The following is a 12,408-nucleotide window of genomic DNA, read 5'->3' as shown; positions in this document are numbered from 1 at the left end:
AGCGCAGGATATGAACGACTTGATCGCGCCCGCGCCCGCACTCACGCCCGATACCGTCTCCTTCGGCTACGAAGACATCCCCGCCACCGAGAAGACCGCCCGCGTCGGCGGCGTCTTCTCGAACGTCGCAGGGAAATACGACCTGATGAACGATGCGATGTCGGGTGGCATGCACCGGCTGTGGAAGGACCGTTTCGTCCGCCGCGTAAAGCCGCGCGAAGGCGAGCAGATCCTCGACATGGCCGGCGGCACGGGCGACATCGCCTTCCGCATGGAGCCGTCGGGCGCGTCGATCACGGTCGCCGACATCAACCCGCAGATGCTCGAAGTCGGCATGCAGCGCGCGCAGAAGCGCGGGATCGACGGCCTGGTCTGGACCGAAGCCAATGCCGAGACGCTGACCTTCCCCGACAAGTTCTTCGACGCGTACACGATCGCGTTCGGCATCCGTAACGTGACGGATATCCCCAAGGCCTTGCGCGAAGCGCACCGCGTCCTGCGCCGCGGCGGGCGGTTCTACTGCCTGGAATTCTCGACTACCGTGTGGCCCGGGTTCGCCGAAGTGTACGATGCCTATTCGCACAAGATGGTCCCGAAGCTTGGTCAGCTTCTGGCGCAGGATGCGGACAGCTATCGCTACCTGATCGAATCGATCCGCCGCTTCCCGGACATGCCCAAGTTCAAGGGCATGATCGCGGATGCCGGCTTCGTGCAGACCAAGGTCGAGCCGTTGCTGGGCGGGCTCGTTGCGATCCACAGCGGCTGGAAGATTTGATCCAACTGTGACGGCTTCAACCACGCACGTCTGGCGCCTCCTCAAATGGGGTCGCATTCTCGCACGCCACGGCGCGCTGCGCGGGATCGAACGCGACCCGAACACCCCAGCCCCGGTCCGTCGCCTCGCACGGATCGCGCGGTTCGGTGCGCGCGTCCCCGCCGTGCCGCGCTACGCCGATGCGTTCCAGGCGATCGGGCCCGCGGCGATCAAGCTCGGGCAGACGCTCGCCACCCGCCCCGATCTTGTCGGCGAAGAGGCCGCGCAGGATCTGCTCCGGCTCCAGGACCAGCTCTCCCCCGTCTCCTACGAGACGATCGAAGCGGCGATGCTGGCAAGCTTCGGCAAGCCGCTCGAGACGTTGTTCTCGCGGATCGAACCGATTCCGGTCGGCGCCGCGTCGATCGCGCAGGTCCACCGCGCCGTCACCACCGATGGCCGCCAGGTCGCGGTCAAGGTTCTCCGCCCCGGCGTCGAGGACGATTTCGCGCGCGCGATCGACACGTACAGCTGGGCCGCTGCGCAACTCGAGGCGCTCAGCCCCGAGGCGATGCGCCTCCGCCCCCGCCTCACGATCGAGACGTTCAAGCGCTGGACGCTTCGCGAACTCAACTTCCGCCGCGAAGCCGCGTCCGCCTCGGAACTCGCGGAGGGCATGACCGCCGAGCCCGATTTCGTCATCCCCGCGATCGACTGGGCGCGCTCGACAGCCAAGGTCATGACGATCGAGTGGATCGACGGCATCAAGCTGTCCGACCGCGCGGCGCTGGTCGCCGCCGGCTACGACCTCCCCGCGCTCGCGCAGACATTGGTCCGCGCGTTCCTGCGTCAGGCGATCGCCGACGGGTTCTTCCACGCCGACATGCACCAGGGAAACCTGTTCGCACTCCCCGGCAACCGCATCGCCGCGATCGACTTCGGCATCATGGGCCGAATCGACCGCCGCGCACGCGTCTGGCTCGCCGAGATCCTCTACGGCCTGATCACCGGCAACTATAAGCGCGTCGCCGAGATCCATTTCGAGGCGGGCTACGTCCCTGCGCACCATGATGTCGCCGAATTCGCCACCGCGTTGCGCGCAGTCGGCGAGCCGATGCGCGGGCTGCCGGTCAAGGACATGTCGATCGGCATGATGCTCGACAGCCTGTTCTCGATCACGCGCGATTTCGACATGGTGACCCAGCCGCATCTGCTGCTGCTCCAGAAGACGATGGTGATGGTCGAGGGAGTCGCGACCAGCCTCAACCCCGACATCAACCTGTGGGAAGCCGCCGAGCCGTTCGTCCGCGACTGGATCCGCGGCGAACTGGGGCCCGAGGCGATGATCGCCGACCGCCTGATCGCGGACTTCCAGACGCTGACTCGCCTGCCCGAACTCGTCCGCCGGATCGAGGCGCATTACCCCGCCCCCGGCGGCGCGCCTCCGACGATGCCGTTGCGCGAAATCGAAGTGATTCGGATCGGTGGGGGTGGCGTTATGGCCTGGTCGCGGTGCTCGCGGCCGCCGCCGGGATCGTGACGACGCTGCTGTTTGGTTGAGGGCATGAAAACGCGCCGCGGCGCTCCATTATGGACGACCCGCGCGACCCGGTTCGCGGGCATGCCGTCGGCGCAGGCGCGGATCGGGCTCGTGCTGTTCCTGGTATTCCTGGCGGCCTGCCTCAGCGCGATCGTCTCGCCCGGCCCGCGACCTAGCGTCGATGCAGGCGCCTCGACCTCCATCGCATCCGACGCCCCGCCACCCGGACGGACCGACCTGCTGCTATACGATACGATCGTCGCCGGCGTGCGTGGCGGTTCGCCCTATTACGCCGTCGCCGCCGAGACGCAGCGCATGGGACATTATCCGCTGAAGCCGTTCTTCGCGGTCCGCCTGCCGACCTTAGCAGTCATTCAAGCGGCGTTGCCCGCGCTACTGGTGAACCTGCTGCTGTTGGCGTTGTGCGTCGGAACGATCCTCGCCTGGGTCGTGCGACTTCGTCCGGAAATGACCGGCCTGGTGCCGCTCGGTGTGGCTGGCTTGCTGGTCGTCGCCGGGCTTTCCGTGAACCTCGATCCCAGCTTCGTGGTGTTTCACGAAGTTTGGGCGGGGCCGTTGATCGCGCTATCGCTGGCGTTGCGCCGTCCGGGCCACTGGCTACCTGCGGTCGCGTTCGGGTTGTCGGCGATGCTGATCCGCGAGACGGCATTGCTGTACGTCGCGATCATGGCGGTGTTCGCGTGGGTCGAGGGCGAGCGGCGCGAGACGCTGGGGTGGCTCGGGGCGATCGGGGTCTTCGCCGTGGTGCTTGCCGCCCATGCGCACGCGGTGTCGCTGGTCAGCGGTCCGCTCGACCGCGTGTCGCAAGGGTGGAGCGGTCTCGAGGGGTTCGGCTTCTACGTCAGGCTTGCGACGATCTCGTCGGGGCTCGACATCCTGCCGCAATGGCTCGCCTCGCTTGTTCTTGGCACAGCGCTGTTCGGCTGGCTCGCGTGGCGCGATGCGATCGCGACGCGCGCGCTGGTCGTGTTCACCACCTATGCCGCGCTGATCTCGCTATTCGCGCGGAGCGACAATTTCTACTGGGCGCTGATGACCACGCCGGTGTTGCTGGTCGGGCTGGTGTTCGCGGTCGACGGCCTGCGCGACATGATCGCTGCTGCCAGCGATACGCGGCGCATTACGGTGACGCGCGTTATCCGCTAGAGCTGCGGCATGAAACGCATCCTCCTGATCGTCGGTGGCGGGATCGCCGCCTACAAGGCCGCCGAACTGATCCGCCTGCTCAAGACGCGGGGGTACGCGGTGCGGTGCGTGATGACCGAGGCGGCGCATCATTTCGTCACGCCGATGACGCTCGCCGCGCTCAGCGAGGACAAGGTCTATACGACGCTCTGGGATCTCAAGGACGAGGCGGAGATGGGGCATATCCAACTCAGCCGCGAGGCCGACCTGATCGTCGTCGCGCCCGCTACCGCCGACCTGATGGCGCGGATGACGGCGGGGCTCGCGAACAATCTCGCGACGACCCTGCTGCTCGCGACTGACACACCGGTGCTGGTTGCACCGGCGATGAACGTCCGCATGTGGGAGCATGCCGCGACCGTCCGCAACGTGGCGCAGCTTCGTGCCGACGGCGTGACGGTGATGACGCCGGACGAAGGCATCATGGCGTGCGGCGAATATGGTCCCGGCCGCCTGCCCGAGCCGCCCGCGATCGTCGCCGCGATAGAGGGAATGCTCGCCCCTGCCCCGCCAAAGCGACTGGAAGGGCGTCACATCCTCGTCACCGCGGGGCCTACGCACGAGCCGATAGATCCGGTTCGCTACATCGCCAACCGCTCGTCGGGCAAACAGGGCTTCGCGATCGCCGCGGCACTGGCACGGCTCGGCGCGCGCGTGACGCTGGTCGCTGGCCCTGTGACGCTGCCGACTCCGCAAGGCGTCGACCGGGTCGATGTCGAGACGGCGCAGGAGATGTCCGACGCAGTCGACCGCGTACTTCCCGCCGACGCCGCCGTCATGGTCGCCGCGGTCGCGGATTGGCACGTCGAACCCTCGCAGCAGAAGATCAAGAAAGGCGATGCAACGCCGACGCTGATGCTTGCGGAGAACCCCGATATTCTGGCGACCCTGGCGCGCAGCCCGCACCGGCCTCGCCTGCTGATCGGGTTCGCCGCCGAGACCGAGCGCGTGATCGAGTACGCCGTCGCCAAGCGTATTCGCAAGACCGCGGACTGGATCGTCGCCAATGACGTCTCGGGCGACGTCATGGGCGGCGCGAACAACAGCGTCCACCTCGTCACCGAAGCCGGCGTCGAGAGCTGGGAACGCCTGCCCAAGGACGCGGTCGCCGCACGACTGGCGGACCGCATCGCCGATGCGCTAGAAGCCGCGTCATGATCCGTATCGAACTAAAGCGCCTGCCGCACGGCGAGGGCCTGCCGTTGCCTGCCTATGCGACCGAGGGTGCCGCCGGGATGGACGTCGTCGCTGCCGAGGAACTGACGCTCGCCCCCGGCGCCCGCGCCGCCGTCGCGACCGGCTTCGCGATCGCCATTCCCGTCGGCCATGAGGTCCAGGTCCGCCCGCGCTCCGGCCTCGCGCTGAAGCACGGCGTGACCTGCCTCAACACGCCGGGCACGATCGACAGCGACTACCGCGGCGAAGTGAAGGTGATTCTCGTCAACCTCGGCCAGGAACCGTTCGCGATCGCGCGCGGCGACCGGATCGCGCAACTCGTCCCCGCAGTCGTGCTCCGCGCGACGCTCGACGAAGTCGCGACGCTCGACGACACCTCGCGCGGCGCAGGCGGCTTCGGATCGACCGGCCGATGATCGCCGCTCTTCTCCTCCTGCTCCAGACCGCTGCGCCGCCACCCCCGGTTCCCACCGCGCCAACGCCGCCGGTGGCCAGCACGCTGCCGCCACAGGACTGGAGCACGCTTCCGGTCCTGCGCATCCGCGGCCAGGCGACCACGCTCGCCAACACTTCGGCGTATGTACACGGGGAGGTCGTCGCCGGTCGCTGCGCGCATGTCATACGCACGACGCAAGGTTGGGCGCTGACCGTCGACCTGGCCGTGCTGATCAACCCTGACGGTCGCGTCCGCCGGGTGACGCCGCGCGCGATCGACTGTCCGACGGTCGAGCAATATGCCGCCGGCGTCATCCTGGGCGCGCGCGACTCGATCGACGTTGCGGGTGAGGACGCGGACACCTGGTACCGCACCAGCCTCACGTTTACCTGGGGCGCATGACTCTCTCCGACGACGAACTCGACCGGTATGCACGGCATATCGTCCTCAAGGAATTCGGCGGCACGGGACAGGCGCGGTTGAAGGCGGCGACCGTTGCGATCGTCGGCGCTGGCGGGATCGGCTCGCCTGCGATCCAGTATCTCGGCGCTGCCGGGGTCGGTCGCCTGAACCTGATCGACGACGACAGCGTCGAACCGTCCAATCTGCAGCGTCAGACGATCTTCACGACCGCGGATACCGGCATTGCCAAGGTTCAGGCCGCCGCCGCCGCCGTGCAACGGATCAACCCACACGTCTCGGTCGAGACCCACCGCGTGCGCATTGGTGCGGACAACGTCGTTGCGCTGCTGGCGGATGTGGATGTCGTACTCGACGGCTGCGACAATTTCGCAACGCGCTTCTGTGTCGCCGATGCCGCGCATGCCATGAAGATTCCGCTCGTCTCGGCCGCAGTAGGCCAGTTCGAGGGACAGCTCGCCACCTATCGCGGCTGGGAAGCGGACAAGCCGTGCTACCGTTGCTTCGTCGGCGAAGACCCTGAGCGCGCAGAGACCAGCTGCGCAGAAGACGGCGTTCTTGGCCCCGTCACCGGCGTGATCGGCAGCTTGGCTGCGCTCGAGGTACTCCGGGCGATCGCGCCGTTCGGCGACGATCCTGCCGGTAAATTGCTGCTGATCGACCTGCTCGCGCTACGATTTCGTACGATTCGCCTGCCCAAGGATCCGGGGTGTACGGCGTGCGGCAAAAGCGTGCCTTCGCGGTGAGTTAGTAGCAGTTCTGGTTTTCGACGCTGACCAAATTGGAAAATTAACAACTAAAGGTTTGTGCCCGACGAACAGTAGTTCTTTTGCATTGCGGCATTTCGCGGTATCGCTTTGCGCAGGGGGGACTGCGCGTGCGTCCGACAAGTTCATGAATGTAGAGAGCGGCGTTCTGAGCCGTGCTATGGCGCCATCGCGCGGCAAGAAGCCTGCCCGGACTTGGCGCCCGAGCGCGTCCTCGCTACGCGTTCGCCTGATTCTCGGCATGCTGACGGTAGATACCGGTTGCATTATTGCGAGTTATCTGGCGGCGGCTGGTCTGCGCGGGGTATTCGCGAACGACACGGCCTGGATCGTAATCCTAGCGATGTTGATCCCGGTCTTCGTTATTACGACGCTAAATAACGACAGCTATGCAGCCGCAAATCTTCGCGACCCCTTCCGCTCGATAGCGCGAGGGTTGCAGGCCTATGCGCTCGCGATCTCCGCAGTCATCTTCATCGCGTTCTGTCTGAAGGCCAGCGATACCTTCCCGCGTCTTGTCGTCGCGATAGGTTCGGCATTTGCCATTGTTTCCTTGGCATTAGGACGGTTCCTGTTCGTCCGGCACATGCCTGCGATCATCGGCGGGAATCCGTTCAGCATCGTCCTTCTGTACGATTCCGGTCAGCCGATCCCGCGCGGGGACTTCTCGGTCGTTATCGCCGCGGACTCCTATTTCGATCCCGATCACCATGATCCCGTGATGTACGACCGCCTCGCGCAATCGCTGTCGGGCGCCGACCGCGTGATCGTCGCGTGCAGCCCGGAGCGTCGGATCGCCTGGGCGCAGGCTTTGAAAGGCGCGAACATCCAGAGCGAGATCTTCATGCCGGAACTGAACGTGCTGGCGCCGCTCGGCATCAGCGCGCACGGCGACACGCCGACAGTCATCATCGCCAACGGCCCGCTGGTCCTGTTCGACCGCTTCGTGAAGCGTAGCTTCGACGTGATGCTCGCTAGCTGCGCGCTGGTGACGCTGATGCCGATCTGGATCCTGATCGCGCTGTCGGTGAAGGTCGATTCGCGCGGGCCGATCTTCTTCAGCCAGATCCGGATCGGTCGCAGCAACCAGATGTTCCGCCTGATGAAGTTCCGCAGCATGCGCGTCGACCACAGCGACGGCGCAGGTGCGCGCTCGACGTCGCGCGACGACGATCGGATCACGCGCGTCGGCAAGTTCATCCGCAGCACCAGCATCGACGAACTACCGCAGCTGTTGAACGTCCTGAAGGGCGACATGAGCATCGTCGGCCCGCGCCCGCACGCACTCGGGTCGCGCGCGGCGGACAAATTATTCTGGGAAGTCGACCAGCGATACTGGCATCGTCATGCCGCCAAGCCTGGTTTGACGGGCCTAGCGCAGGTGCGCGGCTATCGCGGTGCGACGTTGTACGAGGACGATCTGCGCAACCGGCTCCAGGCGGATCTCGAGTATCTCGAGCATTGGTCGATCTGGCGCGACATCAAGATCATCCTCCTGACCTTCCGCGTCCTGCTACACCGGAACGCCTTCTGACGTTCCGGTGAGCGGGCCGGCGAGCGGGCCGGCGAGCGGGCCGGCGAGCGGGCTGCTAGCTCAGCTCGCCAGCAGCTTCGTTGCGAAGTCGCGGATGCCGGGCCCGATGTCGTCGCGGGCCAGTGCGATCGCCAAATTGGCCTGGATGTAGCCGGCCTTGTCGCCGCAGTCATAGCGCTGGCCATCGAAGGTGAAGCCGTGGAACGACTGGTTGCCGATCAACTGCGCCATCGCGTCGGTCAGCTGGATCTCGTCGCCCGCGCCCTTTTCCTGCGTCTCCAGGATCCGCATCACCTCGGGCTGCAGGATGTAACGCCCCGGGATCATCAAATTCGACGGTGCGGTGCCGCGCTTGGGTTTTTCGACGAGTGCGGTCACTTCCGTGAGTCGCCCATCGATCGCGCCCGGCGAGATGATGCCGTATTTGTCGGTTTCCGAATCGGGCACTTCGAGCGCACCGATCACGTTGCCGCCGACTTGGTTATAGGCCTCGACCATCTGCTTCATGAAGCCGGGCTTGCCGACCATCAACTCGTCGGGGAGCAGGACCGCGAACGGTTCGTCACCGACGATCTCTCGCGCGCACCAGACCGCATGGCCCAGGCCGAGCGGCTCCTGCTGCCGGACATAGACCGGCGAACCGGGCTTCATCCGGATATTGCTGATCGCGTCCAGCGACTTGCCGCGCGACCGCATGGTATCCTCTAGCTCGTACGAGATGTCGAAATGATCCTCGAGCGCGCTTTTGCCGCGCCCTGTCACGAAGATGATCTGCTCGATCCCAGCCTCGAGTGCTTCCTCGACCGCATATTGAATCAGCGGTTTGTCGACGACGGTGAGCATTTCCTTCGGCATGGCCTTGGTGGCCGGAAGGAAGCGCGTACCCAGTCCTGCCACCGGAAACACGGCCTTGCGCAGCGGCTTTATGGTCATTCGATGCTCCCTTTGATCTCGCGGGACCGTCTACCGATCGTTACGCCTGCGCGCAAATTGTCGCATTGAATTAGCGCGTCGTTAAAGACGTTGATCTAGGGACTGCATCATGCCCAAAGTTCTCGTCATCTTCGGCACGCGACCCGAAGCGATCAAACTCTTCCCGGTGATCCGGGCGCTGGCTGCGATCCGCGGCCTGACCGTCCGCACCTGCGTCACCGCGCAGCACCGCGGGCTGCTCGATCAGGTGCTCGCGATCGCTGATCTCGTGCCCGACATCGATCTCGACCTGATGGAGCCGGGACAGACGCTCGATCGCCTTACCGCGCGGCTGCTGGTCGGTCTCGGCGACGTCATGGATGCCGAGCGGCCCGACCTCGTCATCGTGCAGGGCGACACCGCGACCGCGATGACGGGAGCGCTTGCCGCCTATTACCGCAAGGTCCCGGTCGCGCATGTCGAGGCGGGGCTGCGGTCTGGCGACATCTACCATCCCTGGCCGGAGGAGGTGAACCGGCGCATCGTCGCGCCGATCGCCACGCTGCATTTCGCACCCACCGACACCGCCGCTGAGGCACTGCGACGTGAGACGATCGCCGAGGACACGATCCACGTCACCGGCAACACCGTGATCGATGCCCTGCACTGGACCGCGGACCGCGTCGCGGCGGACCCGTCGCTGGCGGCCGGGCTCGACGCGATCGCCGCGCGCTTCGCGGGCAAGCGGATCATCCTGGTCACGACGCATCGGCGCGAGAATTTCGGCGACGGCATGGCCGCGATCGCGCGCGCGATCGGGCGTATTGCGGAGCGCGATGACGTCGCGGTGCTGTTCCCGGTCCACCCGAACCCGAACGTCGTATCGGTGATGGACGCGATCCTCGGTACCCGCGCCAACGTCGCGCGGATCGAGCCGCTCGATTACCCGCACTTCGTCCGCGCGCTCGGCATGGCGGACATCGTCCTGACCGATTCGGGCGGCGTGCAGGAGGAGGCACCTGCGCTCGGCAAGCCGGTCCTCGTGATGCGCGAGACCACCGAGCGGCCGGAGGGCGTCGCGGCTGGCACCGCGAGGCTGATCGGCACCGACGAGGACCGCATCGTTTCCGAAATCTTCACCCTGCTCGACGACACGTCGCGCTACTCCGCGATGGCCCGCGCCCATAACCCGTTCGGGGATGGCCATGCCGCCGCCAAAATCGCAAAGGTCGTCGCGCATGCTGTCGGACTCTAACCTCACCGTCGTCGTCCTCGGGCTCGGCTATATCGGCCTTCCCACCGCGGCGATCATCGCGCGGACGGGGGCGCAGGTGCTCGGTGTCGACGTGACCGAATCGGTCGTGGAGACGGTCAATTCCGGCCGCGTGCACATCGAGGAGGTCGATCTCGACGGCCTCGTCTCGGGTGTCGTTGCGCGCGGCACGTTGCGCGCCTCGACCGCGATCGAGCCTGCCGACGTGTTCGTGATCGCGGTACCGACTCCATTCGACGCCGATCACGCACCCAACATCCGCTACGTCCTCGACGCCGCGACCACGATCGCGAGCGTGCTGAAGACGGGCGATACGATCATCCTCGAATCGACCTCGCCGGTCGGCACCACCGAGAAGGTTCGCGACCTGCTGGCAAGCCTGCGCCCCGACCTGCGCGTACCGGGGAAGACAGGCGACCAGGCGGATGTCGCGATCGCCTATTGCCCGGAGCGCGTGCTGCCGGGCCGCATCCTAGTCGAGTTGATCGACAACGACCGCGTCATCGGCGGCATCACGCCGCGGTGTGCGCGTAAGGCGCTGACCTTCTATCGCCGCTTCGTGCGCGGTGCCTGCGTGACCACGACCGCGCGCGCTGCAGAGATGACCAAGCTTACCGAGAATGCGTTTCGCGACGTCAACATCGCGTTCGCTAACGAACTGTCGCTCATCGCCGACACGATGGGCGTCGACGTGTGGGAGGTGATCCGCCTCGCCAACCGCCATCCGCGCGTCAACATCCTGCAACCCGGCCCCGGTGTCGGCGGGCATTGCATCGCGGTCGATCCGTGGTTCCTCGTCCACGCCGCCCCCGACCAGACGCCGCTGATCCGGACCGCGCGCGAGGTCAACGACGGCAAGACCGACCACGTCATCGCGCAGGTCGCGGCCCTGGTCGAGGCGTCACCCGAGGCTACGGTCGCGTGCCTGGGCCTCGCGTTCAAGGCGAACATCGACGACTTCCGCGAGAGCCCTGCCCTCAAGGTCGCGGAAGCCGTGGCGCGCCAGTTCGGCGACCGGGTGCGGATCGTCGAGCCCTATGCGCAGACGCTGCCCGCCGTGATGGCGGACACCGGCGCGACGCTGATCGACGTAGACACCGCGATCGAGACGTGTTCGATCATGATCGTGCTGGTCGACCACGACGTATTCAAGTCAATCCCGCTCGAGGAGCGCATCGATAAGGCGGTGCTCGACACGCGCGGCATCTGGCCGGATCAGCCGCGGGCGTCGCCGCCTGCGGTCAGCGCAACGGCACGTTACGAGTCGCAACGACTGGCGGGATGATCGGCCGCGTCGCGGTCGCCGCGATGTCCCGCGCGGCGGCTTCCAGCGCTTCGGCACGCGCCTTGGACGATGCGTGCGTGCGACTACGGAACAGCCCGCCGTCGATCGCGCCGCCCTTGCTCCGCCAGAATTTAGGGGCCGACATCGGATCGTAACCGGCGTTGGCGAGCAGGTAGATGCCGAGCAGGTCCGCCTGATCCTCGGTCTGGCGAATCAGGCGGCCGTTGCGACCGAGTTCCGCCAGCAGGCCGCGATTGATCTTCGCCGCATCGAGCCGGGCGCGGTGACGTAGGATGTTGTGCGAGAGTTCATGCGCGACGACGACCGCGATCTCCTCGTCGGTATAGCCCTCGAAGAACCGCTCGCCGAGCTGCACGATCGAACCGTCCGCGCTCGCATCCAGGCCAGTGCCGAGCAGGATCTCGAACCGCGACCGGCATCCGGCGACCGGCGTGATCGTGATCGGCACGCGCTTGCCGTCGCGCAGCACCGTCAGTCGCAACGGCTTTCCGACCGGCGCATCGGTGATGATCGCTTCCGCAGCATCGCGCACTGCCGCGCTTTCGGGCGCATCGGCAGACGGCAAGCCCGGTTGTGATCGATCGTCGATCGCGACGATCGAATCGTTGGGACGAACTCCCGCGCGGTCAGCTGGACCGCCAGCGACGACCGCCTCGACACCGATCGTCGATTGGAACCCGAAGGTGGCCGCTGCGGCCTTGCGCGCGCCGGGGCCATATTGCGTCAGCGCATGGATCGGCATGCCGATCTGTGGCTGGAGGCGGTCACACAACGCCGCATTGCCAGTAGTCAGCCGGTAGGCGATCGTCGCCAGCCGGAGATCGGCAGCGCGCAACGTGTCGAAGAACGCAGCCGTCGGCGGCGCATCCGCTACGGGCATCGGTGCGGCAGGCAAAGCCGTGGGCGTAGCGGCCGTGAGCATCAGGAACGGCGCGAAGCGGGAGATCATCGACATGGCGTCCCCATAGCTGTCGTGCGCCCCCGCGTCATGCTGCACGACCGCAAGCCCCGCGCGCCCTATCGCGGCGATGCGTTGCGCCCGGACACGGCGATGCGTTGCGACGCCTGTCCGAACATCCTATGC

Annotated in this window: 11 protein-coding genes and 1 pseudogene; 10 read left to right on the top strand and 2 right to left on the bottom strand. The window is 66.3% G+C overall.

The genetic code is table 11. From position 1 onward, the window contains the following. The first annotated feature begins 10 nt into the window (after nucleotides 1-10). From E5673_RS07560 to E5673_RS07525, 8 genes and pseudogenes are all read left to right on the top strand, one after another. Complete coding sequence (locus E5673_RS07560; protein ID WP_056051226.1) at nucleotides 11-775, top strand: class I SAM-dependent methyltransferase; 765 nt, start codon at nucleotides 11-13, stop codon at nucleotides 773-775. A 7-nt stretch (nucleotides 776-782) separates the two neighbouring features. Continuing rightward, nucleotides 783-2,314 (top strand): annotated as a pseudogene (gene ubiB, locus E5673_RS07555) (2-polyprenylphenol 6-hydroxylase). A gap of 4 nt (nucleotides 2,315-2,318) precedes the next feature. Beyond that, entirely contained in the window at nucleotides 2,319-3,461 is a 1,143-nt protein-coding gene (locus E5673_RS07550; RefSeq protein WP_136189507.1) for a hypothetical protein, read from the top strand. A gap of 9 nt (nucleotides 3,462-3,470) precedes the next feature. Continuing rightward, the gene (gene coaBC / locus E5673_RS07545) at nucleotides 3,471-4,658 is read left to right on the top strand and encodes a bifunctional phosphopantothenoylcysteine decarboxylase/phosphopantothenate--cysteine ligase CoaBC (protein WP_136189506.1); all 1,188 of its coding nucleotides are present in this window, start codon (nucleotides 3,471-3,473) and stop codon (nucleotides 4,656-4,658) included. Then, entirely contained in the window at nucleotides 4,655-5,092 is a 438-nt protein-coding gene (gene dut / locus E5673_RS07540; RefSeq protein WP_136189505.1) for a dUTP diphosphatase, read from the top strand. The genes coaBC and dut overlap by 4 nt, the downstream gene beginning before the upstream one ends. Beyond that, complete coding sequence (locus tag E5673_RS07535; RefSeq protein ID WP_136189504.1) at nucleotides 5,089-5,514, top strand: hypothetical protein; 426 nt, start codon at nucleotides 5,089-5,091, stop codon at nucleotides 5,512-5,514. Before dut ends, E5673_RS07535 begins: the two co-directional genes overlap by 4 nt. Further along, entirely contained in the window at nucleotides 5,511-6,278 is a 768-nt protein-coding gene (gene moeB / locus E5673_RS07530) for a molybdopterin-synthase adenylyltransferase MoeB (protein ID WP_136189503.1), read from the top strand. Before E5673_RS07535 ends, moeB begins: the two co-directional genes overlap by 4 nt. Nucleotides 6,279-6,426: 148 nt before the next feature. Continuing rightward, entirely contained in the window at nucleotides 6,427-7,833 is a 1,407-nt protein-coding gene (locus E5673_RS07525; RefSeq protein ID WP_247599622.1) for an exopolysaccharide biosynthesis polyprenyl glycosylphosphotransferase, read from the top strand. A gap of 60 nt (nucleotides 7,834-7,893) precedes the next feature. On the opposite strand, the gene galU is transcribed toward E5673_RS07525, so the two are convergent. Continuing rightward, nucleotides 7,894-8,766 (bottom strand): UTP--glucose-1-phosphate uridylyltransferase GalU, encoded by an 873-nt coding sequence (gene galU / locus E5673_RS07520; RefSeq protein WP_136189501.1) that lies wholly within the window; start codon nucleotides 8,764-8,766, stop codon nucleotides 7,894-7,896. 109 nt (nucleotides 8,767-8,875) lie between these two features. Between galU and wecB the strand changes: the two genes are divergently transcribed. Together wecB and wecC are read left to right on the top strand one after the other, a co-directional pair. Beyond that, nucleotides 8,876-10,000, top strand: a complete 1,125-nt coding sequence (gene wecB / locus E5673_RS07515) for a UDP-N-acetylglucosamine 2-epimerase (non-hydrolyzing) (protein ID WP_136189500.1) — start codon at nucleotides 8,876-8,878, stop codon at nucleotides 9,998-10,000. Then, nucleotides 9,984-11,303 carry a UDP-N-acetyl-D-mannosamine dehydrogenase gene (gene wecC, locus E5673_RS07510; protein WP_136189499.1) on the top strand — a complete coding sequence of 440 codons (1,320 nt, stop codon included), beginning with the start codon at nucleotides 9,984-9,986 and terminating at the stop codon, nucleotides 11,301-11,303. The genes wecB and wecC overlap by 17 nt, the downstream gene beginning before the upstream one ends. Here wecC and E5673_RS07505 read toward each other — a convergent pair. Then, nucleotides 11,260-12,279, bottom strand: a complete 1,020-nt coding sequence (locus E5673_RS07505) for a M48 family metallopeptidase (RefSeq protein ID WP_247599621.1) — start codon at nucleotides 12,277-12,279, stop codon at nucleotides 11,260-11,262. The two genes, wecC and E5673_RS07505, sit on opposite strands and share 44 nt — an antisense overlap. Nucleotides 12,280-12,408: the final 129 nt, after the last annotated feature.

This window comes from Sphingomonas sp. PAMC26645, from assembly GCF_004795835.1.
Taxonomy (GTDB): domain Bacteria; phylum Pseudomonadota; class Alphaproteobacteria; order Sphingomonadales; family Sphingomonadaceae; genus Sphingomonas.
Note: the sequence above shows the minus strand (reverse complement) of the source record. Positions and strands in the feature narration are given on the sequence as shown.